Origin of the sequence: Natronococcus sp. A-GB1, from assembly GCF_029688845.1 — an archaeon.
GTDB lineage: Archaea > Halobacteriota > Halobacteria > Halobacteriales > Natrialbaceae > Natronococcus.
Genome location: NZ_JARUKW010000001.1, coordinates 26,889 through 52,863, shown reverse-complemented (window position 1 = coordinate 52,863; position 25,975 = coordinate 26,889). Strand labels below are relative to the sequence as shown.

At 66.9% G+C, this 25,975-nt stretch carries 26 protein-coding genes and 1 other RNA gene; 13 read left to right on the top strand and 14 right to left on the bottom strand.

Going from position 1 to position 25,975, the window contains the following annotated elements:
- Positions 1 to 94 precede the first annotated feature (94 nt).
- The 3 genes from QA600_RS00235 to QA600_RS00225 all read left to right on the top strand — a co-directional run bounded on the left by QA600_RS00235 (position 95) and on the right by QA600_RS00225 (position 3,894).
- Entirely contained in the window at positions 95 to 1,672 is a 1,578-nt protein-coding gene (locus QA600_RS00235; protein ID WP_278289978.1) for a hypothetical protein, read from the top strand.
- A 180-nt stretch (positions 1,673 to 1,852) separates the two neighbouring features.
- Complete coding sequence (locus tag QA600_RS00230) at positions 1,853 to 2,110, top strand: hypothetical protein (RefSeq protein WP_005554509.1); 258 nt, start codon at positions 1,853 to 1,855, stop codon at positions 2,108 to 2,110.
- 107 nt (positions 2,111 to 2,217) lie between these two features.
- Positions 2,218 to 3,894, top strand: coding sequence for an aldehyde ferredoxin oxidoreductase C-terminal domain-containing protein (locus tag QA600_RS00225; RefSeq protein WP_278289976.1), 1,677 nt, complete (start codon positions 2,218 to 2,220; stop codon positions 3,892 to 3,894).
- An 18-nt stretch (positions 3,895 to 3,912) separates the two neighbouring features.
- On the opposite strand, the gene QA600_RS00220 is transcribed toward QA600_RS00225, so the two are convergent.
- On the bottom strand, positions 3,913 to 5,085 hold the full coding sequence (locus QA600_RS00220) for an MFS transporter (RefSeq protein WP_278289975.1): 1,173 nt from the start codon (positions 5,083 to 5,085) through the stop codon (positions 3,913 to 3,915).
- Between the two features lie 149 nt (positions 5,086 to 5,234).
- Here QA600_RS00220 and QA600_RS00215 point away from each other — a divergent pair, with 149 nt between their 5' ends.
- From QA600_RS00215 to QA600_RS00205, 3 genes are read left to right on the top strand one after another with little or no spacing between them, the layout of a single operon-like run.
- The gene (locus QA600_RS00215) at positions 5,235 to 6,596 is read left to right on the top strand and encodes an ethanolamine ammonia-lyase subunit EutB (RefSeq protein ID WP_278289974.1); all 1,362 of its coding nucleotides are present in this window, start codon (positions 5,235 to 5,237) and stop codon (positions 6,594 to 6,596) included.
- A gap of 2 nt (positions 6,597 to 6,598) precedes the next feature.
- Positions 6,599 to 7,405 carry an ethanolamine ammonia-lyase subunit EutC gene (eutC, locus tag QA600_RS00210; RefSeq protein ID WP_278289973.1) on the top strand — a complete coding sequence of 269 codons (807 nt, stop codon included), beginning with the start codon at positions 6,599 to 6,601 and terminating at the stop codon, positions 7,403 to 7,405.
- A gap of 6 nt (positions 7,406 to 7,411) precedes the next feature.
- A complete protein-coding gene (locus QA600_RS00205; protein ID WP_278289972.1) occupies positions 7,412 to 8,860 on the top strand; it encodes an ethanolamine ammonia-lyase reactivating factor EutA in 1,449 nt (482 codons plus the stop codon).
- 5 nt (positions 8,861 to 8,865) lie between these two features.
- Here QA600_RS00205 and QA600_RS00200 read toward each other — a convergent pair whose 3' ends face one another.
- From QA600_RS00200 to QA600_RS00190, 3 genes are all read right to left on the bottom strand, one after another.
- The gene (locus tag QA600_RS00200; RefSeq protein ID WP_278289971.1) at positions 8,866 to 9,204 is read right to left on the bottom strand and encodes a hypothetical protein; all 339 of its coding nucleotides are present in this window, start codon (positions 9,202 to 9,204) and stop codon (positions 8,866 to 8,868) included.
- Positions 9,205 to 9,261: 57 nt separating this feature from the next.
- A complete protein-coding gene (locus tag QA600_RS00195) occupies positions 9,262 to 10,263 on the bottom strand; it encodes a M48 family metalloprotease (protein ID WP_278289970.1) in 1,002 nt (333 codons plus the stop codon).
- Positions 10,264 to 10,475: 212 nt separating this feature from the next.
- Positions 10,476 to 11,612, bottom strand: coding sequence for a thiolase family protein (locus tag QA600_RS00190; RefSeq protein WP_278289969.1), 1,137 nt, complete (start codon positions 11,610 to 11,612; stop codon positions 10,476 to 10,478).
- Between the two features lie 146 nt (positions 11,613 to 11,758).
- Here QA600_RS00190 and QA600_RS00185 point away from each other — a divergent pair, with 146 nt between their 5' ends.
- On the top strand, positions 11,759 to 12,427 hold the full coding sequence (locus QA600_RS00185) for a DUF5806 family protein (protein ID WP_278289968.1): 669 nt from the start codon (positions 11,759 to 11,761) through the stop codon (positions 12,425 to 12,427).
- Positions 12,428 to 12,431: 4 nt separating this feature from the next.
- Here QA600_RS00185 and QA600_RS00180 read toward each other — a convergent pair whose 3' ends face one another.
- Entirely contained in the window at positions 12,432 to 12,932 is a 501-nt protein-coding gene (locus QA600_RS00180; protein ID WP_278289967.1) for a hypothetical protein, read from the bottom strand.
- A gap of 167 nt (positions 12,933 to 13,099) precedes the next feature.
- The gene (locus QA600_RS00175; protein WP_278289966.1) at positions 13,100 to 13,795 is read right to left on the bottom strand and encodes a lipoate--protein ligase family protein; all 696 of its coding nucleotides are present in this window, start codon (positions 13,793 to 13,795) and stop codon (positions 13,100 to 13,102) included.
- A gap of 58 nt (positions 13,796 to 13,853) precedes the next feature.
- Between QA600_RS00175 and QA600_RS00170 the strand changes: the two genes are divergently transcribed.
- The gene (locus tag QA600_RS00170; RefSeq protein ID WP_278289965.1) at positions 13,854 to 14,771 is read left to right on the top strand and encodes a hypothetical protein; all 918 of its coding nucleotides are present in this window, start codon (positions 13,854 to 13,856) and stop codon (positions 14,769 to 14,771) included.
- 226 nt (positions 14,772 to 14,997) lie between these two features.
- On the opposite strand, the gene QA600_RS00165 is transcribed toward QA600_RS00170, so the two are convergent.
- Positions 14,998 to 15,444: a DUF4385 domain-containing protein gene (locus QA600_RS00165; RefSeq protein WP_278289964.1), complete on the bottom strand. Its 447-nt coding sequence runs from the start codon at positions 15,442 to 15,444 to the stop codon at positions 14,998 to 15,000.
- A 390-nt stretch (positions 15,445 to 15,834) separates the two neighbouring features.
- On the opposite strand from QA600_RS00165, the gene QA600_RS00160 reads away from it, so the two are divergent.
- A complete protein-coding gene (locus tag QA600_RS00160) occupies positions 15,835 to 16,320 on the top strand; it encodes a PaaI family thioesterase (protein WP_278289963.1) in 486 nt (161 codons plus the stop codon).
- On the opposite strand, the gene QA600_RS00155 is transcribed toward QA600_RS00160, so the two are convergent.
- From QA600_RS00155 to QA600_RS00145, 3 genes are all read right to left on the bottom strand, one after another.
- On the bottom strand, positions 16,317 to 16,478 hold the full coding sequence (locus QA600_RS00155) for a hypothetical protein (RefSeq protein WP_278289962.1): 162 nt from the start codon (positions 16,476 to 16,478) through the stop codon (positions 16,317 to 16,319). The genes QA600_RS00160 and QA600_RS00155 overlap by 4 nt on opposite strands.
- A 59-nt stretch (positions 16,479 to 16,537) precedes the next feature.
- Positions 16,538 to 16,699 (bottom strand): hypothetical protein, encoded by a 162-nt coding sequence (locus tag QA600_RS00150; protein WP_169331730.1) that lies wholly within the window; start codon positions 16,697 to 16,699, stop codon positions 16,538 to 16,540.
- Between the two features lie 178 nt (positions 16,700 to 16,877).
- Positions 16,878 to 17,456 (bottom strand): cysteine hydrolase, encoded by a 579-nt coding sequence (locus tag QA600_RS00145; protein ID WP_278289961.1) that lies wholly within the window; start codon positions 17,454 to 17,456, stop codon positions 16,878 to 16,880.
- Between the two features lie 86 nt (positions 17,457 to 17,542).
- On the opposite strand from QA600_RS00145, the gene QA600_RS00140 reads away from it, so the two are divergent.
- The 3 genes from QA600_RS00140 to QA600_RS00130 all read left to right on the top strand — a co-directional run bounded on the left by QA600_RS00140 (position 17,543) and on the right by QA600_RS00130 (position 21,978).
- On the top strand, positions 17,543 to 19,183 hold the full coding sequence (locus tag QA600_RS00140; protein ID WP_278289960.1) for an Hvo_1808 family surface protein: 1,641 nt from the start codon (positions 17,543 to 17,545) through the stop codon (positions 19,181 to 19,183).
- A 77-nt stretch (positions 19,184 to 19,260) separates the two neighbouring features.
- Complete coding sequence (locus tag QA600_RS00135) at positions 19,261 to 20,745, top strand: Hvo_1808 family surface protein (protein WP_278289959.1); 1,485 nt, start codon at positions 19,261 to 19,263, stop codon at positions 20,743 to 20,745.
- Between the two features lie 30 nt (positions 20,746 to 20,775).
- The gene (locus QA600_RS00130; protein WP_278289958.1) at positions 20,776 to 21,978 is read left to right on the top strand and encodes a nicotinate phosphoribosyltransferase; all 1,203 of its coding nucleotides are present in this window, start codon (positions 20,776 to 20,778) and stop codon (positions 21,976 to 21,978) included.
- 33 nt (positions 21,979 to 22,011) lie between these two features.
- On the opposite strand, the gene QA600_RS00125 is transcribed toward QA600_RS00130, so the two are convergent.
- The 3 genes from QA600_RS00125 to QA600_RS00115 form a co-directional block, all read right to left on the bottom strand.
- Positions 22,012 to 22,929: an ABC transporter permease subunit gene (locus QA600_RS00125; RefSeq protein WP_278289957.1), complete on the bottom strand. Its 918-nt coding sequence runs from the start codon at positions 22,927 to 22,929 to the stop codon at positions 22,012 to 22,014.
- Positions 22,926 to 23,972, bottom strand: a complete 1,047-nt coding sequence (locus tag QA600_RS00120; RefSeq protein ID WP_278289956.1) for an ABC transporter ATP-binding protein — start codon at positions 23,970 to 23,972, stop codon at positions 22,926 to 22,928. The genes QA600_RS00125 and QA600_RS00120 overlap by 4 nt, the downstream gene beginning before the upstream one ends.
- A 205-nt stretch (positions 23,973 to 24,177) precedes the next feature.
- Positions 24,178 to 24,777, bottom strand: a complete 600-nt coding sequence (locus QA600_RS00115; protein WP_278289955.1) for a TIGR00296 family protein — start codon at positions 24,775 to 24,777, stop codon at positions 24,178 to 24,180.
- A gap of 106 nt (positions 24,778 to 24,883) precedes the next feature.
- Here QA600_RS00115 and rnpB point away from each other — a divergent pair.
- Positions 24,884 to 25,414: RNase P RNA component (rnpB, locus tag QA600_RS00110), an RNA gene on the top strand.
- Between the two features lie 88 nt (positions 25,415 to 25,502).
- On the opposite strand, the gene QA600_RS00105 is transcribed toward rnpB, so the two are convergent.
- Entirely contained in the window at positions 25,503 to 25,895 is a 393-nt protein-coding gene (locus QA600_RS00105) for a helix-turn-helix domain-containing protein (protein ID WP_278289954.1), read from the bottom strand.
- Positions 25,896 to 25,975 lie beyond the last annotated feature (80 nt).

The following is a 25,975-nucleotide window of genomic DNA, read 5'->3' as shown; positions in this document are numbered from 1 at the left end:
TGATCCGACGAGCTAAACACGGGGGAGCTCCGAACCTCTGACCCAGAGGACGCGTATCGAGAGCCAAGCAGCGGGCGGTCACTACGAGAGTCACATGGATCTAAACCGGCGCGAGTTCAGCACGGCTGCGGGGGTATCACTTTCGGCCATCCTGGCGGGATGTAGCGCCATCGAGGACGACGAGGAGAACGGATCGGACAACGAGTCGGCCAGGGACGGCGACGGACCGGAGGAGTGGGACGACGCCGACGACGATGACGATGTCGACGACGAGGAGGCCGAGGACGAACAAGGCCAGTACGAGGACCAGTCGATCGACGGCGAGGTCATCATCTCCGGCGCCGCCAGCGACACCCTCGAGGCCCTGCGTCACACCTTCACCTGGGCGGACGACCCGCCGGGCGACGAGTGTAACGTCCACGTCGAACTCGAGAACGTCGGCGACGAGGAGATCACCGTCGACATGGAGGCGCGGGTCTACGACGAGGACGGCGACGAACTCGCGAGCATCCACTTCGCGGACGAGTCGAGTCCCGAGTCAGGCGAGAGTGCCGTCTACTCGTTCCCGCTGAGCAACTGCGAGGGAACGGCGTCGTACGAACTCGAGATCGGCGATCCGGGCGAGGAGTCCTACGAGCCAGAAGAGGAGGACGACGATGCTGGTGAGCCGGACGATGACGAGGATCCAGTTGATGACGACGACGAGCCGGTTGACGACGACGATGACGACGAGCCGGTTGACGACGACGATGACGACGAGCCGGTTGACGACGACGATGACGATGAGCCGGTTGACGACGACGATGACGACGAGCCGGTTGACGACGACGATGACGACGAGCCGGTTGACGACGAGCCGGTTGACGACGAGCCGGTTGACGACGAGCCGGTTGACGACGAGCCGGTTGACGAAGATCCAGATGACGACGAGCCGGACGACGACCCAGCCGACGACGATGATGATGATGATCCGGCTGACGACGAAAACGGAGATGACGACGATGACACCGACGAGGAGGACGATTCGGGAAATGAGGACGAGGCCGACGAAGACGAGGAGGACGAAGAGGGAAATGACGAAGGCGGCGAGGAAGAGGATGACGAAGACGATGACGACGACGTAGGTGACGAAAACGGGGATAACGACGATGGCGAGGAGGACGAAGAGGACGATGACGAAGACGAGGGAGAAGAGGATGCAGGTGACGAGAACGGAGATGGCGACGAAGACGGTGAGGAGGACGAAGAGGGAAATGACGACGACGCGGGCGACGAGGATGATGACGACGGCACGGATGACGATGAGGACGAGATAGACGACGAGGACGACGCGGATGACGAGAATGGTGAGGACGACACAGTGGTCAACGGGGACGACGATAACGAGACGATCACTAACGGTGACGACGACGACGGCCCGGAAAACGAAACCGCTGGCGATGAACCCGATCAGAACGTCTCCGCTAACGAGACCGACGACATGGCTCCCAACGAAACCAGTGACGACGAGGTCCTCGAGAACGAGGATAACGACACTGCGAACGAGTCCAACGGGACTGCCGACGGGGTGACGCCGAATGCGTCCAACGACGGCGGCGACGAGAACGCCTCGGACCCGTCGAACGCCTCGAACAACTCGAGCAGTGGGCTCGGTATCGGCCTCTTTAGCTAATTTCGCCCGAGACGTATCTATACAGTTGACTGTGGCGTTACCGAATATTATGGTGAGATGCGGCTAAGAGAGCCGTTTTAATTGGCTATTACATCGAAGAGCGGATCTGATCTCGAATTAGTATTATAATTGCAACTATTAGTGCACAAGAATTATGTACCTCTCGAGCCTGAACACGGTATGGTCCCACACGGAACTTCCCTCGGCGTGACCGCCGAGACCCTCCACCTCGGAACGACGATCAGATACCACTACCGGAACGGCAGCGCGCTCGCGACCGTCGTCGAACGGACGCCCGAACGGGTGACCTTCGTCGGCGACGATTGTGACGGCACGTTCACGCACGACCAGATCGATCGGTTGTTTGCGACGGATCGCCTGCAGGTCGTTCTGGACGACGAGTTACACCTTCCCGACGGCACCTCGCTGGAACGGTAGGCGCCTCTTCCGCGATCGAAGCCGCGCTTCGACATCGGTACAGTCGCCCGTCCCTCCGCAAGCGAGAACCGAACTGTTTTGTGGTGATCGATGATACCCTTCTCAGTATGAAACACGTTCACGGACCGCTGTGTTCGATCGATCTCGAGGAGCGCTCCTCGACGACCGAGGACGTCGACGACGACCTCGAGTCGTTCATCGGCGGGCGCGCGCTCGCGACGAAACTCGCCCACGATCGGGTCCCCTTCGACGCCGATCCTCTCGGCGCCGACAACCGGCTCTACCTCGCGACGGGGCCGCTTCAGCACTCCCAGATGAGCTTCACGGGGCGGATGTCGGCGACCGCCGTCTCCCCGCTCACCGGCGGATTGCTCTCCTCGAACGCCGGCGGGTTCCTCTCGCGGAACTTCACGGGGACGGGCTACAGTGCCGTCGAAGTCACCGGTGTCAGCGACGAACTCGTGATCGTCCACGTCACCGACGAGGGCGTCGAGTTCGAGGCGGTACCGGAGCTCGAGGAAGCGACGGTCTCCAAGACCTGCGAGTACATCGAGGACGAGCACGGTCTCGAGTCCGACCACACCGTCGTCGTCGGCCCCGGCGGCGAGAACGAGGTCCGGTTCGCCTCGATCATGACCTCCGAGGAGCGCGCGTTCGGCCGCGGCGGACTGGGTGCCGTCCTGGGAGCGAAGAACGTGAAGGCGATCACCTTCGACGGCGACTCGACTCACGAGGTCGAGATCCCGCCGCTGCAGATGGAGGTCCACAGCGAGGCCGCCCAGTCGGATCACATCATGAAGCGACAGGGGACGTCCTCGATGACTGAGTTCGCGAACACCGTCGAGGCCCTGCCGACGCGGTACTTCTCGGAGCTCTCCTTCGAGGGCGCCGAGGGCGTCAGCGGCGACCGCGTCGAGGAGAAGAAGTACAAGAAAGGGACCTGCTCCGCGTGTGCGTTCGCCTGCAAGCTCCCCACCAGAGACGAGGAGTCGGGCCTCGAGACCGAGGGGCCGGAGTACGAGACCGTGATGGCGTTCGGCCCGAACTCCGGGGTCGACGACATCGTCGACGTCATGCAGTCGAACAAGCTCTGTGACGAGTACGGACTGGACACGATCTCCTGTGGCGATACGATCGCCGCGTATCTCGCGAGCGAGGACGAGTTCGGCAACGTCGAGCTGATCCACGACCTCGTCGAAAAGATCGCCCACCGTGAGGGCGTCGGCGACGACCTCGCGGAGGGGATCGACCGCGTCCACGACGACCTCGGCGTCGAGAACTGGTCGGTCAAGGGCCTCGAGTTCCCCGCCCACGACGGCCGCACGCTGAACGGGCAGGGACTTGCCTTCGCCACCTCGAACCGCGGCGCCGACCACATGTACGCCGAGTTCTACCCCTACGAGTACCCGCTGGTCGACTCCGAGAAGGCCTTCGAGAAGGAGGGGCTCGACGACAAACCCCCAAAAGTGATCGAACTCGAGAACGTCAACGCGATCAAGGACAGCGCCGTCCTCTGTAAGTTCTCGCGGGACTTCGTCGACGAGGACCGTCTGTCGACCCTGCTCGACGCCGACTACGAGGAGTTACTGGCGGTCGGCGGCCGAGTCGTCGCGCTCGAGCGCCACTTCAACAACCAGCGCGGCTTCGACCGAGAGGACGACAGCCTGCCATACGAGCTACCCGAGTTCGACGCCGCACTCGACGAGTACTACGCAGAACGGGGCTGGAACGAGGACGGTACCGTCTCCGACGACCAGCTGAACGCTGCGCCAGCTGACGACTGAACCTCGTTTCTGCGGTCGTCAGGCGGCGACGTCGACGGTCGGCGCCTCCGGCGTTCCCGTCCAGAGCCACGTCGCCGCGATCGTCGACGAGAGTAGTACCGCAAAGCCGATTACGAGCCAGATCGCCCGGTTCAGCCCGTACACCTCGGCCAGGACGCCGACGACGGTCGGCGAGACTGCGATCCCCACGTACGTTGCCCCAGTCGTGAGGGCGTTGATCGGACCGCTGTACTCCGGAGCCGCCTCGACAGCATAGGCCGACAGCGCGGGGAAACAGCTCGAGAGCCCGGCGCCCGCGACGAAGACGGCCGCGAAGAGGACGGGGCCGGTGATCCCGGAGAACGCGATCGCGAACGCCGGGATCGCCGGGACGGTCGCGACCAGCATCAACAGGAGGTAGGGAACTCGATCCACGAGCAGCGTGTAGCCCGTTCGAGCGGGGATGTACGCGAGCAGGTACGTCGACAGCAGCAGGCTGGCCGTCCCCGTCCCGTAGAACCCCTCGGCATAGTAGACGAGCCAGGTGAAGACGATCCCCTCGACGGCGCCGGTAAACAGGATCCCGACGGTGGCGCCGACGACGGCGGGTCGGCCGAGCAGCGCCCGGAGCGCATCGACCGAGATCGACCGCTCGGCCTCCATCGAGGGGAGTTCGGTCCGGGCGGCGACGACCGCGACCGGAACGAAGAGTGCCGCGAGAACGAGAAAGACGGCGCGCCAGTCCGCAATCGCGAGGACACCGGTGACCAGCTGTGGTCCGAGCACGGCGCCGACGGCCCAGGCGAGCGCGTAGGCGATGTACACCCGCCCGCGGTTGGCCGAGTGGATATGGCTCAGGGCCGCCCGATCCACACCGCGGAACACGCCCGCGGCGCCGCCCTGAGCGAGCAACGCGAGCAGGAACACGGCGTAGACGGGCGCGGCCGCCATCGCGACCAGGGCACAGATCACGCCCGCGGCACCTGCGAACAGCGCCCACCGCATTCGAAGTCGTCCCGCGAGAAGCCCCGTCGCGACGGCGGCGACGGCGAAGCCCGCGGTGCCGGCCGGCGCCACCAGCCCGAGCGCGGCCTCCGAGACGCCGAACGTCGCCTCGAGACTCGAGAGGATCGGTCCCCTCGCCTGCAGCGCCATCGCGTCCCCGAGGACGAACAGGAAGATCGCAACCGTCCAGACCGTCGCTCGCTTCATACCTCCGCTGTCGGTTCGTCGTAGAAAACCGTGGCCATCGCCCATCCCGATCGCCGAACGCGCCGTCGCTTTCATTGCAGCAACTGTGGTTTGGTAACGTTCGACAAATGGTGAAGCATCTTCCCGACGTACCGTCCGATAGCGAATACATGGCAATCCAAACTACGACGCCAGCCGCCGGGGATCGCTTCGACTCCGTCGTGGAGGTCCTCGCCAAGGCCAACGAAGGAAAGACCGGGGACGAACTCGCCGGGATCGCGGCCGACTCGGACGCCGAGCGGGTTGCCGCCAAGCGGGCGCTGGCGGGGATGCGACTCGAGACGCTGCGGGAGAACCCGGTCGTTCCCGCCGACGAGGACGAGGTGACGCGGGTCATTCAGGAGGCGGTCCGGGAGCCGATCTACGACGAGATCAAAGACTGGACCGTCGCCGACTTGCGAGAGCACCTCGTCGCCACGGGAACGGGCGAGCGCGAGATCGCGGCGATCCGCCCTGGCCTCACCAGCGAGATGATCGCCGCCGTGACGAAGCTCATGTCGAACCTCGACCTGGCGCTGGTCACCTCGCGAATGGAAGTATCCGCACGCTGTAACACGACGGTCGGCGAGGCCGGGACCCTCTCGTTTCGACTGCAGCCGAACGATCCGGCCGACGACGTTTCGAACATCATCGACGCGACGCGCGAGGGGCTCTCCTACGGCGCCGGCGACGCCGTGATCGGCGTGAATCCGGTCCAGGACAGCGTCGAGACGACGACGCGAATTCTCGAGGCGACCCACGAGTTCATCGAGGAGTGGGACGTGCCGACCCAGAACTGCTGTCTCTCCCACGTCACCACCCAGATGGACGCCATCCGGGAAGGTGCCCCCGCGGATCTCGTCTTCCAGAGCCTCGCCGGTACCGAAGCGGGCAACGACGAGTTCGGCGTCGACGTCGACCTGCTCGACGAGGCCCACGACCTCGCACAGCGTCGCTGCGTCTCCTCGGGACCGAACGTCATGTACTTCGAGACGGGACAGGGCGCCGAGCTGTCGGGCGACGCCCACGAAGGGGTCGATCAGCTCACCCTCGAGGCGCGCTGCTACGGCCTCGCGAAGCGCTACGACCCCTTCCTAGTCAACACGGTCGTCGGCTTCATCGGCCCGGAGTACCTCTACGACGGCCGCCAGGTGATCCGCGCCGGCCTCGAGGACGTGTTCATGGGCCAGCTTCACGGAATTCCGATGGGGATCGACGCCTGCTACACGAACCACATGCAGGCCGATCAGAACGACATCGAGAACCTCGCCGTCCTGCTCGCCGCGGCGGGAGCGAACTACTTCATTACCGTGCCGATGGGCGACGACGTCATGCTGAACTACCAGTCCAACAGCTACCACGACGCGGCCGCACTCTGGGAGCTGTTCGACCTCGGGCCGGCTCCCGCGTTCCGCGAGTGGCTCGCCGAGATGGACCTCTGGCTCGAGGGCCGGCTCACCGAACGCGCGGGCGACCCGACGATCTTCACGTAACCATGGCCTCCGACTCCCACTCAGATCCTGACGAACCGACAGTCGAAAACGGCAGTGAGGTCGGTATCGACACCGACGCCGAGAGCAACGAGCGGCTCCGTCGAATCGTCGAGCGAAACCCCACCAGACTCGGCGTCGGCCGTGCTGGCCCGCGGCCGACCACCGAGGCGTTACTCGAGTTCCGGGCCGACCACGGCGTCGCCCGCGACGCGGTCCACTCGCGCGTGAGCGACGACCTGCTCGAGGAGTTCGGGTTAGTAAGGCTCCGGACGAGGGTCGCGGACACGGACCAGTACCTCGCACGTCCCGACCTTGGGCGGGAGCTCGACGCCGAGAGCCTCGAGCGACTCGAGCGCGACTGCGATCCCGGCCCCGAGGTTCAGATCGTGGTCAGCGACGGGCTCTCCTCGTCGGCCGTCGAGGCCAACGTCCCGCAGCTCCTGCCCGCGCTGCTCGACGGGCTCGAGGCTCGCGGTGTCTCGGTCGGCACGCCCGTCTTCGTCGAATTCGGCCGCGTCGACGTGATGGATGCCGTCGGCGAGGAGCTCGAGGCCGACTGCTGTGTGAACCTCATCGGCGAACGGCCCGGACTCCGGACCGCCGAGAGCCTGAGCGCGTACCTGGTGTACGGCCCCGAGCGCGGCTCGGCGACGGCCAAAAAGTCGGTCGTCTCGAACATCCACGACGGCGGGCTCCCGCCGGTCGAGGCCGGCGCCGAGCTCGTCGACCTGATCGGGGAGATGCTCGACGCCGAGGCCAGCGGAGTCGACCTCCGCGAGGACGACCGCGAGTTCCGGACGGAGTCCTGACCGGTCGTGAACGCCGATCCGAAATCGCTGACGAGCGTCGGCATCGACGTCGGGACGACCACGACACACACCGTCGTCAGCCGCCTGCGAGTCGAGACGCCACCCGGCGGGGCGGCGAGTCCCGAGATCGTCGACCGCGAGATCGTCTTTCGGGGCCCGGTCCGCGAGACGCCGCTGCTCGATCGCGAGACGATCGACGTGGAGGGGGTCGCCGCGTTCGTCGAACGCGACCTCGAGGCGGCCGGGCTCGAGCCCGCGGCCGTCGATACGGGCGCCGTGATCGTCACTGGCGAGACGGCGCGCCGGGAGAACGCCGAACCGCTCGTCCACCGGGTCGCCGCCGACGCGGGCCGGTTCGTGGCCGCGACGGCCGGTGCGGATCTCGAGGCGGTGCTTGCGGGTCGGGGCTCCGGTGCAGCAGCCCACGCCGCCGAAACGGGCGGAACCGTCGCCAACGTCGACGTCGGCGGCGGAACGACCAACGTCGCGATCTTCGACGGACGGTTCGACGGCCGCAAGCGAGGCGAAAGTCGGGTTCTGGAGACGCGCTGTCTCGACGTCGGCGGGCGACTGGTCCGGTTCGACGACGACGGACGCATCGGCTCGATCTCGCCGCCCGCCGGAGCGCTCGCCGAAGCACTCGAGCTCCCGCTCGCGGTCGGCGACGAACCCGACGACGAACTGCTCGCCGGCCTCGCCGCGGCGATGGCCGATCGGATCGTCGACCTGCTCGAGGTTCCGCCGTTCGACCGTCTCACGCGCGAGCTGGCGATCGGCGAGCTGCCGACCGACCCAGTCTCCCTCGACGGCGTCGTCTTCAGCGGCGGCGTCGGCCGGCTCGTCGACTCGCCGCCGGCCGACCCGTTCGCCCACGGCGACCTCGGGGGGCTACTCGCGGCCGCGCTGCGCGAACACGAGCGGGTGCGATCCTGGCCCGTTCTCGAGTCCGCGGAGGACCTGCGGGCGACCGTCGTCGGCGCCGGGACGGAGTCGACGACGCTCAGCGGGCGGACGATCTCGATCGAGCCCGACCTGCTGCCGCTTCGGAACGTTCCGGTCGCCGACGTCGGCGACCTCGCGGGCCTCGAGGAGAGCCGTCTTCGCGAACCCCTCGAGGCTGCGGTCGCACGGCTTCGGGAGCTCCACGACCTCCACGATCTCGACGCCGTCGCCCTCTCGGTCGCGGACGTCGGCCCGCTCGTGTACGAGCGGCTGGGCTCGGTGGCGGACGCGCTTGCGTCGGCGCTCGAGCCGTTGCCGCCCTCGCTCCCGATCGTCGTCGTGGTTCGCCAGAACTGCGCGAAGGCGCTGGGCCAGCTCCTCGAGCGCCGCAGCGAGCGTCCCCTCGTCGCGCTCGACGAACTCGCAGCCCGGGACGGCGACTACCTCGACGTCGGCGCGCCGATCGCGGGCCACGACAGCGTTCCCGTCGTCGTCAAGACGCTCGCGTTCTGACGTCGCTACCGCTCCCGCTCGGAGTCCGACCCGTCCGGTCCCTCGAGATCGTCCGGCCCCTCCCGGTCGTCGCCTCGCGAGGGCAGCGGCGCGTCGTCGGCCCTCGAGGGGTGGATGTTGTAGTTCTGACCCTTGTAGGGGTCGCTTTCGGGGTCGTAGTCGAGCTCGCTGCGCTCGAAAAGGTAGATGAAGAAGCCGAAGATCGGGATCGCGAAGGTGATCGCGACCCACTTCCGCGTCGGCTCGAGGCCGACGCGGCCGGAATCGTAGTAGACGAACGCGGTGATTCCGAGGTGCCAGACGAGCGGAATTCCGATGATTGCCGCCAGCAAGATGTTGCTCATTAGCTATCGTATGGACTCAACCGTTGTAAATCGCCTGTCCGGATCGCCGTAGCTCACCTATGCTGTCGTCGGCTCCCGTTCGTTGCCCCGTTGATGCTCGCGCTCGAGCGATCGCAGCGACTCGAGTCTGTCGGCCGTCGGCGGATGTGTCACGAACAGCCGCCACTTGAGGCGATCGAACCACAGGTGCGAGGGCTCGGTCTCGCCGTCCGGGCCGAGCCGAACCGCTCGACTGTCCGGATCGCGCTCGAGCGGGAGGATCGACAGCGCGGAGACGCCCTCGACGGACCTGAGATCCCGGGTCGGCGTCGCCTCGATCCGCTCGTCGAGCGTCTCGAGCGCGCTCGCGAGCGCCGCGGGCGACCCGGTTACCTCGGCGGCCGCCCGGTCGGCGGCGTGTTCGCGAACGCGAGCGAGCACGGCGGTGATCGTTCGACCGGCGACCCACGCGCCGTTCGAGACGAGCGCAAGCGGGAGCACCACGACCGCGACCATCCCGGCGTCGTTCGGATCGGGAAGGCGCGACCGCAGTCCCGCCGCGAGCACCACCGGTGCCGAAACCGCCGTCATCACCGTCGCATCCCTGTTCCGTACGTGTGCCAGCTCGTGTGCGATCACCGCCTCGAGCTCGGCGTCGTCGAGCACGTCGATCGTCCCCTCGGAGAGCACCAGGTGGATCCCGTCGCGTCTGAAGCCGACGACCAGCGCTTCGGGCGCGGGACTGTCGGAGATCGCGATCGTCGGGACCGGGATGTCGAGCTGGGAGGCGACGCGCGTCGTCGTCCGGTACAGGTCGGGCTCCTCGTCGCGGGCGACCGGCGTGGCACCCGCGAACCGCTCGACTGTCGACACCTGTAGAAACTCGAGGCCGACGAGAGAGGCCAGGAGAACGCCGCTCGCTACCGACGCGATCAGCGCCGCCCCGTCGGCCTCGAACGAGACGAGAACGAGGTAGAACGCGCCCCAGACGCCGGCAACGAAGCCGACCGTGACGAGCACGAGCAGCGCGAGCGACGCGAGCATCCGCCACCGGAGCGTTCGCCGATCCACCGCCGTCATCGACGGGAAAGCGAGGATGGAGCTGAAGTGGGAAGCGAGTCCGGTTCGACCATATCTGCAGTATGACGGGTAAGAAACCAAATACGTTCTGGTGGCGCTACCGGTCGTCCGCCCGTTGCGGTTCGCTCCGCTCGTTCGGCCGCGAAACGATCGATTTCGCATTTCTCGAGACGAGCCGATTCGGAACGAACGGAGTGGGTGGGAACCGCGCCTCAGTTGACTTCGAACTCGATCGCAGCACCCTGGCCGAAGCCGACACATAGCGTCGCCAGGCCGCTGCCGCCGCCGCGCTTTCCGAGTTCGTGGATCAGCGTCACGGGCAGACGCGCGCCGGAGGCCCCCAGCGGGTGCCCGATCGCGATCGCCCCGCCGTTGACGTTGAACTTCTCGGGGTCGATCCCGAGCTCGTCGCGGGAGTAGATCGACTGGCTGGCAAAGGCCTCGTTGAGCTCGACCAGGTCGTACTCCTCGATGTCGCGGCCGTTGCGCTCGAGCAGCCCCTCCGTCGCAGGCACTGGTCCGATCCCCATCACGGTGGGGTCGACGCCGGCGACGTTGTTCTGGCCGACCTCGGCGAGGATCTCGAGGTCGTGCTCCTCGGCGAAGGCCTCGCTGGTGATCAGCAGGGCGGAGGCGCCGTCGGAGATCTGGGAGGCGTTGCCCGGCGTGACGGTGCCGTCGGACTTGAAAACGGTCGGTAGCTCGGCCAGCTTTTCGGCCGTCGTACCCGGTCGGATCCCCTCGTCTTCCTCGACGGTGCCGTCGTCAGTTTCGATCGGAACGATCTCGTCGTCGAAGCGACCCTCCTCGGTCGCCTCGGTGGCCCGCTGCTGGCTTCGGGCGGCGTACTCGTCCTGTTCCTCGCGGCTGATGCCGTACTCCTCGGCGACCTTCTCGGCGGTCATCCCCATCTGGAGCTCGCCGATGTTGTAGTACTCGGCCATCCTCGGGTGGACGTTGTGGGTGTTCTCGCCCATCGGGACGCGGGACATGTTCTCGACGCCGCCGGCGATGATCACGTCGCGGTTACCCGCGGCGATCGCGTCCGACGCCGAGATCACGGCCTGCATCGAGGAGGCACACCAGCGGTTGATCGTCGTCCCGGGGACGTCCTCGCCCAGCTCCGACAGGAGGGCGATGACGCGTGCCAGGTTGTTCCCCTGCTCGCCGCGTTGCTGGGCGCAGCCCCACATCAGATCGTCGACGTCCTCGCCGGAGAGCCCGGTCTCGGCGAGGATCTCGTCGATCAGTGCGACGGAGAGGTCCTCGCTTCGCACGTCGGCGAAGATGCCGTCCTCTTTCCCCTGGGGGGTTCGTACCGCCTTGGCGACGACCGGAGTCTGTGACATACCGTATCGAACATTCCTCACGAACTTAAATTCGATAGAACTCTCGAGGATGCGAGCGGAGTTTACGGGGCTTGCCTTTAGATCGGGGTGGGTATGGAGGCGCCTCGAGAACAACGCTTATCCCGAGTAGCTGGCAATACGCGGCCATGAACGACGACGGTGCGGACGCCGGGCTCGAGGCCGAGGACGCCCGGATCGACGACTCCGATGGCGACGAGCGCGACCCAGCCGACACCGACGACGCGGCAGCCGCCGACGACTCCGCCGGTGAGAACCCGATGCCGAACGTTCCCGATCCCGAACCCGAGGAGTCGGACGTCCCGGCGGATGTACAGAAGTACGCTCGCTTCAAGAAGATGGACGGCGCCCAGTACGAGCGGGTCAACGAATTCCTGCGCGACCGAACGTACATCACCGCCCGCGAGTGGGCCATCGCGCGGCTCTGTTCTGACTTCCGGACCGAGACGGGCGTCGAGATGACCAAGATCGGCGAAAACCTGCCCGAGCTGGTCCCCTTCATGACCGACACCTACACGCCGCAGGCGGTCAACCAGGCTCGAGCCTCCTTCGAGGAGAAGGTCCGCATGGCCGGCGCAACCTTCCTCTACGGCGCGATGTGTGACTTCTTTACCGCCGAGGAGCTCGACGACGTAATGTACGAGTCGACCGAGGTCGCGAAGTTTCTCCTCGAGGTCGAGGGCGTCGATCTCTCGGTCGACGACGAACTCGAGGCCGAGGAACGGATCTCGACGGTGATGCGCGAGGTTCGGGAGGCGAGCGAGGAGCTTCGCGACCGGGAAACCGACGAGGAGTAACGGCCTACCCGTCGGTCCACTCGCGAACGTCCGACTCCTCGAGGAACAGCGACGGGTCGTCGTGGGAGAAGACGATCCACTCGTCGGCGGCCTCCGGGCGGACGTGAATCTGGAGGTCCTCCTCGCGTAGCGCGCGCTCGAAGACCGCACGCGACTCCGAGAGCGCGTAGGTCACCGGTACGAGAACGGCGCTCTCGCTGCGCTCGTCGCGCTCGATGACCAGGGCGAACCGCTGGTCCTCGCCCTCGGCGGGCCGGTAGTACACCTCGGCGTCACCGAACGAGACGTCGTCGCTGCCGACGAGGTCCGCGACGCGGTCGTACGCCGATTTCACGATCGTGACGTCGAGCCCCGACTGGTCCCCCTGCTCGACTGGCGTCACATCGATCGGCTCGAGGACGACTGCGTCCCAGCCGTTCTCGCGGTACTCTGCGGCGACTCCGTCGGCGTCTGCGATAAGCTCCTCCCATTCGGGGGTCGTGGTCGGGTTCGCCCCGTCGTTCATCGTGGATCCTCCGAGCGTCGGGTAGTCATACTCGAGTTCCCCACTGCAGGCCGGAAAAGCGTTGTCACCGCTTGAGCCGGCGCCCGTCGCTGCTCGAAGTCGGCGACCACTCTCTTTGTCTGGTGAATCCGCTCCGCCGGCGGATCGAACGAACGACTGCGAGAGCACTACCTCGAGAGTTCAACGACCTCGCGCTCGCGGTCGCCGGTGAGCTCGTTCTCGAGCGTTCGCGCGATCCGTTCGGGATCGCTCGGACCGCCCGCGGCCGCCATGCTGCCGACGCTCTCGGGATCGAACGGCACCTCGAGCGCGCCGTAAACCTCCTCGAGAACCCTTGCCAGTTCCTCGCGGCCGTCGACGACGAGGATTCCCGAGACCAGCGCCGCGTCCTGGCGGACCCGCTGGGCGATGCCGGCGATCTTCCGGAGTCCCGTAACGGACGGCGTCGACAGCGAGTGCGCGCCCGGACAGAACGAGTCGTCGGGTTCGCCGCGCTCGAGGCCGACGCCGAGTTCCTCGAGCGCGTTCGCCACGGCCGCCGTCAGCCGCTCGTAGCGCTCGTCGGTGCCACGCCGGAAGTCCGCGATCGGCTCGGCGCGGGCGAACGCCAGCGTCGTCTCGCCGTCGTAGGCGACCGCCCGTCCGCCCACGCTTCGCTCGATCGGCGGAAACTCGCGCTCGCGGGCGGCCTCGCGGGCTCGATCGTACCCCTCGAGTCGGCTATCCCGGCGTCCGAAGGCGACCTGCCGGTGGGGCGTCCAGACCCGAACGGCGGGCTCGCCCTCGGCGGCGACCTCGAGCAGGCGCCCGCTCGCCTCGCGGTCGGCGTCGATCGTCCCCACTCGGCCCCGGAACACGCGCATGTCCCAACGTTCGGGTCGATGGGTCTAAACGCTCCCGCTCCCGACTCGCAGGCGACAGATGGCCGTCACCCTCCCCGACGCGCTGCTCGCCCGCTACAAGCGGTTCTCGCTGTACAACTCGCCGTACCGCGCCCACGACGGCGGCTGTGCGGTCGATCTGTATCCTGGAACCCTGCGCGACGGCCGGACGACAGTCGCACCCAGTCCCGTCTCCGGCGTCGTCCGCGAGACCCGTACTGTCCGCGCGCCACCGAAACCGTACGCCCCCGAACACGACCACTTGATCGTGATCGACTGCGACGGCCCCGCCGAACTCGAGGGGTTGACCGCCCGAATACTCCACGTCGAGCCGAGCGTCTCCGCTGGAGATCGTATCGCGGCCGGGGAGTCGCTTGGCGTCCTGGTTCGCGCCGGCTTCTTCGCGCCGTGGGTCGACAACCACCTCCACGTCGGGTTTCGGGAGTCGGAGCAGAACCCGTACCGCGCGTCGGGCTCGCTCCCGCTCGAGCCCGGTGTCGAGATCGAACCCCTCGCCTGGGACGGCACCGGCAGGGTCGTCGCGACGGGGGAGACCTACGCCGTACTGGACGCACCGATACACCCCGATCCCGGCTCGAGGTTCGTCGGCGTCGCGGCCGATGGCGGTGTGCCGAGTAGGAGGGAACGAGACCCATTGGAGCACCGCTTCGACAGTGGTATCCTCGATGGCGGGCTTCCCCACTACGACGGCGGCGGCCTGCTCGGGCTCGAGGAACCCGCTACGGGAGCCGTCTTCTTGAACGGCGACCGCCTCGGGGTCGTCGATGGGCGGACGATCGCCTGGGACAACGTGACGGTTCTGGCGAACGGCGAGCCGGTTACCGGCCTCTCGCTGTTTTGCGCCCGCGACAGCGACTTCGGCGCGAAACTGATCTGCCCGGAGGTGGACATCGAGATCGGCGACCGCGTCGCCGTCTCCGTTCGTTCGGATCCATAGCGGGCGTGTCACGGCAGCTTCGTCGAGCCGAACAGCAGGACGGCGATGAAGAGGATGATGAGTGGTTGGGCCCACGGACAGCATGAACAGCGGTACCGGTGAACTCATCGCAAAGAGAGCGACGCCTCGAGAGGGGAGAAGCGACAGCAGTCATTGAAACGGCTCGCTCACTGCTCGCACTCGAGTGCGACGATAATACGGGTCGGAGAACAGCAGCGATCGGAGTCTACCGATCGCGGTGTCGCTCCTTGGCGTTCCGATAGCGTTCGTCCTCGCGAACGCGCTCCCAATACTCCTCGAAGACGAGGGCGGCCTCGCGTTTGTCCTCGTCGGTCCACTGCTCGGGCTCAAGTTCCTCTCCGTCGTCGCCGTACTTCCTCCCGCCCGGATACTCCGCGTAGCGCATCGCCCGCGTGTACCCCATCTGGAGGTACTTCCGGGCCATATCCATCCCCGGAAACTCCTCGTTCTTACGGTACTCCTCGTAGCGTTCGTAGATCGCTCCGGCGGACTCTCGAGCGCTCTCCTCGTCTTTGTACGACCACAGCGGCAGCAGTTCGCTCTTGTAGGGCTCGACTTTGAACACGCCTTCTTCGCCGCGCCCAATCTCGTACTCCTCGGGATGCGCGCGGAAGTCGGTGTCGTACTCCGGCCCTTCGTCGTTCTCAGTCACGGTAACCACCGGCGGCCGCCGTCGTCACCGCGGCCGAGCGACGCGAGGTCGCGGCTTTTTTTGGTCCAGATTTTTTGCGTTGGCGCGGAACCGAAGGTTCCGCGAACTGTGCGAACGGGTGCTTCGCACCCGGGAGCAGAGAGGGGTGAGGGACCGGAGGGAACGAACCCGAACGGAAAAAAGGTGGTTGCAAGACGCCTTCCTCGCCGCGGCCGATCTCGTGCTCGTCGGGATTCTCGCGGAAATCGACGTCGTACTCGGAACCGTCGGAGTCGTCGCTCGGAGACGAATCACTCATACGACACGGACGCCCTCGAGCCGGATGAACCTTCGACAACGGGAAACCCGTAAAGCGCAGCGATAAAGAGCCTCGCTGGTGGACGGGTGGGCATGAGTGACAATTCACCGGCCTCGCTCGAGGACGTCGACGACATCGCGGAGTTCCTCCAGAACTACATCGACGAGTACCACGAGTTCCTCTCGTGGATCGGCACGAGCGTCGACGACGTCGACAACGGGACGATGACGCTGTCGATCCCTTACGACGAGAAACTGACGAACATCCGACCCCACGCCGGCGAGGATCAGCGTCCCGACATCCACGGCGGGATCGCCGCGACGCTGATCGACACCGTCGGCGGCTTCGCGATCCAGACCCAGCTCGAGAAGCCGCTCTCGACGGGCGTCGCGACGATCAACCTGAACGTCAACTACCTCCGCCCGGCGACGGGCGACCTCGAGGCGACCGCGGAGGTCGTCCGCGCGGGCTCGACCGTGGGGGTCAGCGAGGTCACCGTCGAGAGCACGACCCCCGACGGCGAGACGAAGGCCGTCGCGACGGGGCAGGGCTCCTACCGGATCTTCCGGGAGAACTAGGGCGGCGAGCCGTCGGGCCGTTCGGTGTCTCGTGCGGTCTCGTCCGTCCGCGATCGGGCGGTCGCCCGGATCCGAAGGTGAAGGTAGCAGCCGACGGCCGCGACGAACAGGAAGTAGCTGTAGATCGCGGTCTCGAGGTGGACAGGAACCGACTCCATACGTCCATGTCGTCGCTCGAGCGAGGTACGAGTAGGGCTGTACGGATTGTCGCTTTATCTCAGTCCGTGCTGACCATCCAGTACCGAACGCTGAGATAGACGATCACGAGGCCGAACGTCGCGGCGTACAGCGTCGATCCGGTAGTGGCTGCGGCGATGAGCGCGACCGCGTTGAGCGCGATCCCGCCGGCGTACAGCAACTGGAGGTTGCGGCGCTTCATTCCGGACACCTCCCGCGGGCGGTGCCCGCGGTCGACGTCGCCGCTCCGGGTCGTTCGCTCGCTCGCGTCCTGACGCGCCGCCGGAAAACGCTCATACTGGATCGTTCGAAGGAGAGACCAAAAGCGCTCTCCTCGAGGCGTCGTCCGTCGGCGGCTCGCGGTTCGGTGCGGGAGCCACCTACGCCGCGTCGAACTCGAGGTCGGCACTCTCGAGAACCTCCCCGAACAGCCACTCGGCGTGTTCCAGGGCGTACTCGCGGTGGTCGGGCTCGATGCAGCCGATGCAGTCTTCGACCATGATCGGACGGAAATCCCGCAGGCCGGCGCTGCCGCCGGTGTGGAGCACGCAGACGTTCGCCAGCGTGCCACAGATGACCAGGTCGCGGATGCCGCGGGCGTTCAGCCAGCCCTCGAGTTCGGTGTTGTAGAAGGCGTCGTAAGTGTGTTTCTCGACGACGTGATCCTCCTCGCGGATCTCGAGGTCGTCGACGAGTTCGGCGTCCCAGGTGTCCTCGAGGACGTGTTCGCCCCACTGGTCGAACTCATCGTAGTAGTAGCTCTCCTCGAACTGCTCGGGCGGGTGGACATCCCGGGTGTAGATCACCTGTACGTCGGCCTCGCGAGCTCGTTCGACGAGGTCGGCGATGGGACCGATCGCCTCCTCGCTTCCCGGGGCGTACAGCGAGCCGTCGGGGTGGCAGAAGGCGTTTTGCATGTCGACCGCCACGACGGTGGTGGTCGCTGGATCGAGGTGCATACGTGAACGTAGGCGATCGCCCAACTAAACGTTCGCCCGACCGTCGGTCTTTTTATCCGCGCTCGCTTATGGGTCCGTATCTTGGAATGAGCTCGAGGCGAACGCGGACGGTCGCTGTCCTCCTCGCGGTGTCGACGCTGCTGTTGCTCGCGGCCGTCGGCGGTGCAGTCCCCGGCGCGCTCTCGGTCGGACCGATCGGCGAAACGACAGAGGGCGACCGAGCGAACGATCCGACCACCGAGGGAACGGTCGGCTACGTCGAGGGGTACTGGTACGACGACGAACTCGCCGTCGACGACCGTGATGGTGCGGTCGTCGAGGACGACGAACTCGAGGCGGTCGTCTACCGGTCGATGGCCCGCGTCGAGGAGATCCGGGGACTGACCTTCGAGGACGACGTCCCCGTCGACGTTATCTCCCGCGAAGAGTTCGAGGCGGACAACGACGATCTCTTCGCCGACGTGGAGGGCGACGAGCGGGTTCAGCTGAACGTCAACGCCGAGGCGCTGTTCGCGGTCGACCGCGAGACCGACGCGACCGAGGCCCAAGAGGCGCTGTACGGCGGCACCGTCGGCGGCTACTACGAGCCCGCGACGGATCAGGTGGTGCTCGTCTCCGACAGCGCCGAGACGCCGGAGGTCGACGAGGTCATCCTCGGCCACGAGCTCCTCCACGCCCTGCAGGACCAGCAGTTCGACCTCTCGAGTTACGACCGCGAGACGGTCGACCAGGACAACGCCAAGAACGGACTGATCGAGGGCGACGCCGTCTGGGTCGAAACCGCGTACGAACAGCGCTGCAGCGAGGAGTGGGACTGCCTCGAGCCCGCCGACGCCACGAGTGAGCCGCCCGACGTGAACTGGGTGCTGTACGCGACGATCTTCCAGCCCTACAGTGACGGGCCCGACTACGTCGACCACCTGCGCGAGCAGGGCGATGACTGGGACGCCGTCGACACGGCCTACGACGACCCGCCGGCCAGCAGCTCGGAGGTGATCCGCCCGGGTGAGGACCGCGAACCCGCCGAGATCGACGTCGAGGATCGGTCGAACGAGAGCTGGAGCCAGCTCGAGATCGACGGCGAGCCCGCGGCAGAAACGTACGGCGAGGCGGGGCTGGTCTCGATGTTCGCCGGCGATGCCCACGACTCGGACGAGCCGTCGGTGATCGGCCCCGACGCGTTCTTCGAGTCGGATCTCAGCGGGTACGACTACGACCAGCCCTACACCGACGGCTGGGCCGGTGACGTGCTCGTGAGCTACGTCGCCGACGACGCCGACACCGACGACCCGGCCGCGGCCGCCGATCGGGCCGGCTACGTCTGGGAGACCGAGTGGACCTCGAGCGAGGAGGCCGAGCAGTTCCTCGCGGGCTACGAGCAGCACCTCGAGTTGCAGGACGCCGAGGCCGTCGACGACCGTCAGGACACGTACGTGATCGACGAGTCGTACCCGGGCGCCTACTACATCGATCACGACGGCGAGACGGTGACGATCGTCAACGCACCCTCGGTCGAGGAGCTCGCGGCCGTCGACGACGGCGCCGCGCCCGAGGGCGAGGATACGATCGAGGTCGACGACGCTCCGGAGTCCGAGGGGGACGACGGTGCCGAGGCGGACGGCGACGAAGACGACTCGATTCCCGGCTTCGGCGCCCCCGCCGCGGTCGTCGCAGCAGCGATCGCAGTTGCGGTCGCGACCGTCGCTCGAGTCCGCTCGAATCGGTAGCCCGCGGCTGAGTCACAGACTGGTTTCCCGCCGTTCCGAGCGACGGAGCTTTCTCCTTCCCGCCGAATGCACCATCGATGCGACGGGGGACACTGCTGGCCGTGGTCGCGCTCGTCGTGCTGTCGGGGTGTACGCTTCCCTACTCGCCGGATCAGTTCGACGACGACCGCGAACTCGGACAGATCGGCGACTACGCGTACGACGACAGCTTCGCCTTCGACGGCGAGGACCGACTGACGGCGTCACAGCTCGAGGCCGCGACCTACCGGTCGATGGCCCGAATCGAGGTGATCCGGGGGTTACCGTTCGAGCAGGACGTCGAACTCGAGGTGATCAGCCGCGAGGAGTACCGCGAGCAGCGCGAAGAGCCGGCGAATGCCTCCGCGTTCCAAAACGAGCTCTGGCGCGGGGCGTTCGTCGTCGACGGCGAGACGGACGTCAACCACGAACTCGACGACCTCTACGGCGGGGCGGTACAGGGCTACTACTCGAGCGACCGCATCGTGCTCGTCACCGACGGCAACGACGAGATCCGGGTCGATCGCGGGACGCTGGTCCACGAACTCGTCCACGCCCTGCAGGACCAGCGGTTCGGGCTCGATCGTTACGGCGAGACGCTCGACGAGCGACGGGCCGAGGAGGGCGTCCTCGAGGGCGAGGCGAACTACGTGCCGTACCTGTACGACCAGCGCTGCGAGGCGGAGTGGGACTGTCTCGCCGACCCGCCCGAACCGACGGCCGAGATCGCCGAGCAGCCGTTCAACGTCGGCCTCTTCCTCTCGATCTACATCCCCTACGCCGAGGGGCCGTCGTTCGTCTCCCACCTCCACGAGACCAGCGGCTGGGAGGCCGTCGACCGCGCCCACGACGAGCGACCGAACACTACCTCCGAGCTGATCCACCCGGAGCGCTATCCCGACGAGCCCGTCGAGATCGACCTCGAGGATCGCTCCTCGGAGGAGTGGGAACTCGAAACGGACGGCGACGGCGAACTCCGAACCGAGACAGTCGGCGAGGCGACCCTCTTTGGGAGTCTCTGGGCCGACGGCGTGATCGACCGCCCGATCGACGAGGGCGGGACCGAGCCGGTGCCGTACAACTACTCCGATCCCGCAACCGACGGCTGGGCCGGCGACGAGTTCCGGGTGTACGAGGGGCCGGAGAACGAGACGGCCCACGTCTGGTCGCTCGCCTGGCAGAGCGAGGCCGACGCGGACGCGTTCGCCGACGCCTACCGCGACCTGCTCGCGGCCAACGACGCCGAACCGGTCGACGGTCCCGACGCGGCCGTCGACGGCGTCGACACCGACACCTACCTGATCGACGACGAGGACCCCTTCGCCGGCGCCTACCGCGTCGCAGTCGACGACGATCGGGTCGAAATCGTCGGCGTGCCCGCGGTCGACGACCTTGAGGCGATCCATCCGCTCGAGGCCGAGGCCTCCCTCGAGCGCGCTGATCGGCTGGCCGAGTCGCCCGCGACACCCATCTCACCGACGGCAAGTTCCCCGCCGTCGACGGGTTTCGAACCGCCGACCACGAGCGCGGCGGCAGACGGGTAGCTTATCTGATCGCCGCCTGAAACCGACCGTATGACGAATCCGTTCGGAATCGTGTCCTCGGAGGCGATTCTCGAGGGCACCGCGACGGACGCCTACTTCGAGCGAACGCGGACCACCCTCGAGCACGCCGGAAAGAACCCCCGCGTGGTCGCCGAGGTGACGGCCGACCAGTTCCCGACCGGCTCCTTCGAGGTCTTCACGGGCATCGAGGACGTCGCGACGCTGTTCGAGGGGCGCGACGTCGACGTCGACGCGCTCCCCGACGGGCAGCTGTTCGACGGCGGCCCCGTCCTGCGGATCGAGGGCCCGTACCTCGAGTTCGCCGAGCTCGAGACCTCCCTGCTCGGCTTTCTCTCCCAGCCCAGCGGCTTCGCCACGGCCGCCCTCGAGGCTCGGCTCGCCGCGCCCGACGCGACGGTGCTCTCCTTCGGCGCGCGCCACGTCCATCCCGCGATCACGGCGACGGTCGAACGGGCCGCACTGCTGGCAGGGCTGGACGGCTTCTCCCACGTCGCCGCGGGCGAGATCCTCGGCCGGGAGGCCGGCGGGACGATGCCCCACGCCCTGATGTTCTGTTTCGGCGAGGGCAACCAGACCGACGCCTGGCAGGCGTTCGACGAGGCCGTTTCCGACGAGACGCCCCGGATCGCGCTCGCCGACACCTTCTGGGACGAGAAAAGCGAGAGCCTGCTGGCTGCGGAGACCCTCGGCGAGGAGTTAGACGGCGTCCGAATCGACACCACCGGCTCCCGCCGGGGCGATTTCAGACACATTATCCGCGAGGTGCGCTGGGAGCTCGACGCGCGCGGCCGCGAGGACGTCGACATCTTCTGTAGCGGCGGGCTCGGTCCCGAGAACATCCGCAAGCTGCGGGACGTCGCCGATGGCTTCGGCGTCGGTAGCCACATCACCGAAGCCGATTCAGTCGATTTCAGCCTCGACATCGTCGCGATCGCCCAGGAGTCCGACGGCTCCTCGAGCGACGGGACGCAGTCCGGAAACGGGTACGAGCCGATCTCTAAACGGGGCAAGCTCTCGGGCGTGAAGGAGGTGTATCGGACTGCAGACGGTGGCCACCACGTCGCGCTGGCCGACCGCGACGGCCCCGAAGGGGGCGAGGCGCTGTTCGAACCGCTGGTCCGGGACGGCGAGATCGTCCGAGAGTTCGACCTCGAGGCCGCCAGCGAGCGGTGTCTGGCGGACGCGGAGCGAATCGGATTTTCGCAGGAGTGAGCGTGAGAGAGCGGGCGACCGTCTACTCCCCCCTCAGTTCAGATCGGCTCGCTCGAACCGCCAGTAGCCGATCGCCAGCGGCACCGCGATCCAGAACAACAGGACGATCCCGGCGAAGGGCTCGCTCAGGTAGAACGGGAGCTCACCACCGACGCGGCTGGAGACCAGCAGCGCCTCGGGATCGCTGGCCGCTTCCTCGGGGACGTCCTCGACCATGTTCTGCCAGCCGAGCATAGGCCAGATGAACTGGCCCGCGAGTTCGCTCGCGGCCGCGCGGTAGGCCTCGAGCGGGTTCAGACTCAGGAGGAAGAAGTACCAGTCGGGGGCCTCGAGCCCTGGCAGCTCGCCCTCGACGAGGTAGTGGAGGGCCGTCACGGCGGGATGCCAGACGAGCGTGAACACGACGTAGCTGCCGATCGCTCCGGCCATCGCCTGCATTCGCGAGGCGGTGACGCCGGAGATCCCGACGGCGATCGCGGTGAAGGCCATCCCGAGCAGCACGGTCAGCAACGAGAACCCGAGGAAGGTCGCGACCGGGACGTCCTGGAACAGCGCGAGCGCGATCCCGACGCCGACGAGGCTGGCGACGACCGACGCGACGGCGATGACGGCCAGTCGACTGACGAACTTCCCGGCGAAGACGTTCCAGCGACCGTGGGAGAGGCCGAACAGCACCCGCAGACTGCCCGACTGGCGCTCGCCGACGATGGCCATGTAGCCGACGAGGAGGGCCATGATGGGGATGAGCAACAGCCCACCGATGTCGGCGACGACGCCGATGACCTCGGTCGAGTCGGCCTCCGAGAGGTTGTCCGTCGCGGCGCCGAGGGCGATGATCCCCATCAGGAAGACGAAGACGCCCATCACGGCCCAGATCATCTTTGACCGGATCGCGTCTTCGAAGTCCTTGCGGGCCAACAGCGCCGTGCTGGTACTCGGACGGGGGCTCATCGTCCCACCTCCCCGTCGGCGGCGACGACCCCGGGATCGCCCTCACCGGCCGACTCGCCGGTAGCCGGTGCGTTCGGTGCCGATTCGGTTCCCCTCGCGTCGCTTTTTCCGCTGTGGCTTCGGGCTGACGTCGCGTCGACGCCAGTAAACGCCGAGAACAGTTCCTCGAGCGTCGCCTCCTCGATCTCGAAGTCGACAACGTGACACCCCGATTCGACGAGTCGGTGGACCGCTAGCGCCTTCGCGGCCGGATCGGCGTAGGTGACCCGGAGCCGTCCGTCCGCGCGGCCCACGTCGGTGACGCCGTCGATTTCGGCGATTTGGTCGCGTTCGATCGCCGAGTCGTCGGCGACGTCGACGACCAGGTTCGAGCCGACGCCAGACCGCTCGCGCAGGCCCGCGATCGTATCGACGGTAACGAGCTCGCCGTCGTCCAGAATGGCGACTCGATCGCAGACGGCCGCCACCTGCCCGAGGATGTGACTCGAGAAGAACACCGTCGTTCCGTCGGCGGCCTCCTCGCGGATGATCTCCTGGAACGTCCGGATACCGTGGGGGTCGAGACCGCTCGAGGGCTCGTCCAGGATCAGCAGGTCGGGGTCACCCACTACTGCCATCGCCATCGCGAGGCGCTGGCACATCCCCTTCGAATAATCCCCGACCGGGCGGTCGGCGTCGTCTCGGTCGAGGCCGACCCGCTCGAGCAGGGCGTCCGGCGACTCCGACCCTCCCTTCGACTCGAGAGCGAACTCGAGGTGTCGATACCCCGACGAGCGCTCCCAGAGGTCGAACCCGTCCGGGAGGATCCCGACGCGGTCGCGAACGGCGTCGGTCTCCGCGTGGGCGTCGTAACCCAGTACCGTGGCAGAGCCGTCGGTCGGCCGGACGAAATCGAGCAGCAGGTCGATCGTCGTCGTCTTGCCAGCGCCGTTCGGCCCGAGGAAGCCAAACACCTCGCCCGACTCGACGGTCAGCGAGAGGTCCTCGAGGGCCGTCTGGTCCCCGTAGCGCTTCGTCAACCCCCTCGTCTCGATCGCCGTCATCGACCCACCTCCGAACACGGCAGGCGTTCCCTCGTCGGTTCGATCGGTTCGGTATCGGTTGCGACCATCACGACTGGGTGATCGTTCGGGGCATCCGTATAACCGGATTCAGGACTGTCGGCTCGACACCCGTGAGAAAAGTTTATATACTACGTCCGAGGCGATCGGTCTTCTTTCGCTCCTTGCGGCGACTCACCGGCGGCGACTACAACTCCTCGACGCTGCCGTCGGCCTCCCGCTCGCGGAAGACCTGCCCCTCGAACAGGGTGACGACGACGTCGTCGTCCTGCCAGGCGCCCGGTGCGAGCCTGGCCTTCCGACAGGTTCGATCGAGATACTCGCGGGCGCTCCAGCCGTTCTCGACGGGGACAGTCGGGTAGAGCCAGCCGCCCTCGCCGGCGTCGACGGCGACGCCGTGGGTTCCCAGCTCGAGGTCCGCAAGCGGGTCGTCGGTGAGGACGACGTTCTTGACCGTACAGACCGAGACGGTGAGGTTCGGCAGCTCCGAGGGGCTCACCTCCGAGCCACAGGAGTCCTCGCTCGCGGCCTCGATCGCCGCGTCGACGATAACGTGGCCGAGCTGGTCGCCCGAGCGGTACCCCCCGGCACAGCCCCGCAGGCTCCCCCGTCCGCGGGTCGACTCGAGTCTGACGAACGCCCCCGTTCGCTCGTAGAAGGCCTCCCGCATGCTGCCCGGTTGCTCTCGCTGTCCGTGTTGCACGTAGGATTCGACGGATTCGCGCGCGAGCTCGACGGCGCGCACGCCGTCCTCGTAGGAAAGGTCAACGCCCTGTCGCTGGGACATACGAATGCACATGGGAATTGACGTCCTAAAACGCTTCCATTCGGCTCGAGGCCCGGCTGGGGGGGCGACCGCGGGACTTATTCGCCTGCCGCCCCTACATGACGCTGGGAGAGAGAGCCCGGCTGCCGCGATGATCCCGCCGGCGACGGCGGGGTCACCATGGCACGAGGCGACTCGATGTCGCGTCGTGCCCCCACGTTGGTCACCTCCTTGAGGCGCTCAACGCTCGCGAGGAAAGTCCCCCCACCCGTTCGGGCGGGTGACCGGACGCAAGTCCGGGGCGGGAGACCGCCGGCTCTGGAACAGAAACGACACGTCTCGGCCCGACCGATGAGGCGCGCGAACCCGACCGCAAGGAAGGGGAGCTGACCCGCCGAGGGATGCGCGGTCCGACGGACCGCGAAACGTGCGAGCGGCGTATGCCGCGAGCCGCGTGTAGTCGACGTTCGCGGTTCGAGACCGCAAGCGACGCTCGGCGTCGCTGACTACACACAGACGGCCGAGGATCGATGGAACGGCGAATCCTCACCGGTGCAAGTCCGCGCCGTGGTAGCCCGAACGCCCCGCGATTTCGCGGACGGCGCGGACGCTCAGCCGAATGCCGGATCGAACAGAAGGGGGCTTACTCCTCTCACCCAGCTTTCGTCCTCGAGTGGCGACGCCGTTCGAATCTCTCTCGAGCGGTTCTCCGGGTGACCGTGCGATCGGCTCCAGGAACGCGTCAACTACGCCTGTTGTCCGTACTCCTCGAGGGAATCCCACTCTCGAGCGATCAGTTCGCGGACGCCGTGTTGCAAGATTCCCTCGCCCAGCGACGTCGCTCGGTAGTACGAGTAGAGGCCGTCCGTATCCGGCTCCTTGCGCTTTCGGTTCTCGACGAGGCCGACAGCGACGAGTTCGTCGAGGTGGTAGTGGAGCACGTTCGACTGCACGTCGAGCCGATCACGTAGCTCGCTGGCGCTCTGTCCCCCGTCCTCGACCAGCGCGTTCAGCACACGGAACCGCGTCTCGTTGCCGATCGAGCGCTGCATCGCGAGATACTCCTCGAGCGAGAGGACGCTGTGCTCGGGTAGCAACGCTTCCCCCGTTCGTCGTCCCGCCCGGTCGGACTCGACCATACGTTCCGTTTCTCCCCCGGTCGCTTAAGCGTTCGCTGAGTCAGCAACCGCTGAAAAGACTGGATTTTATATGCTGGCGG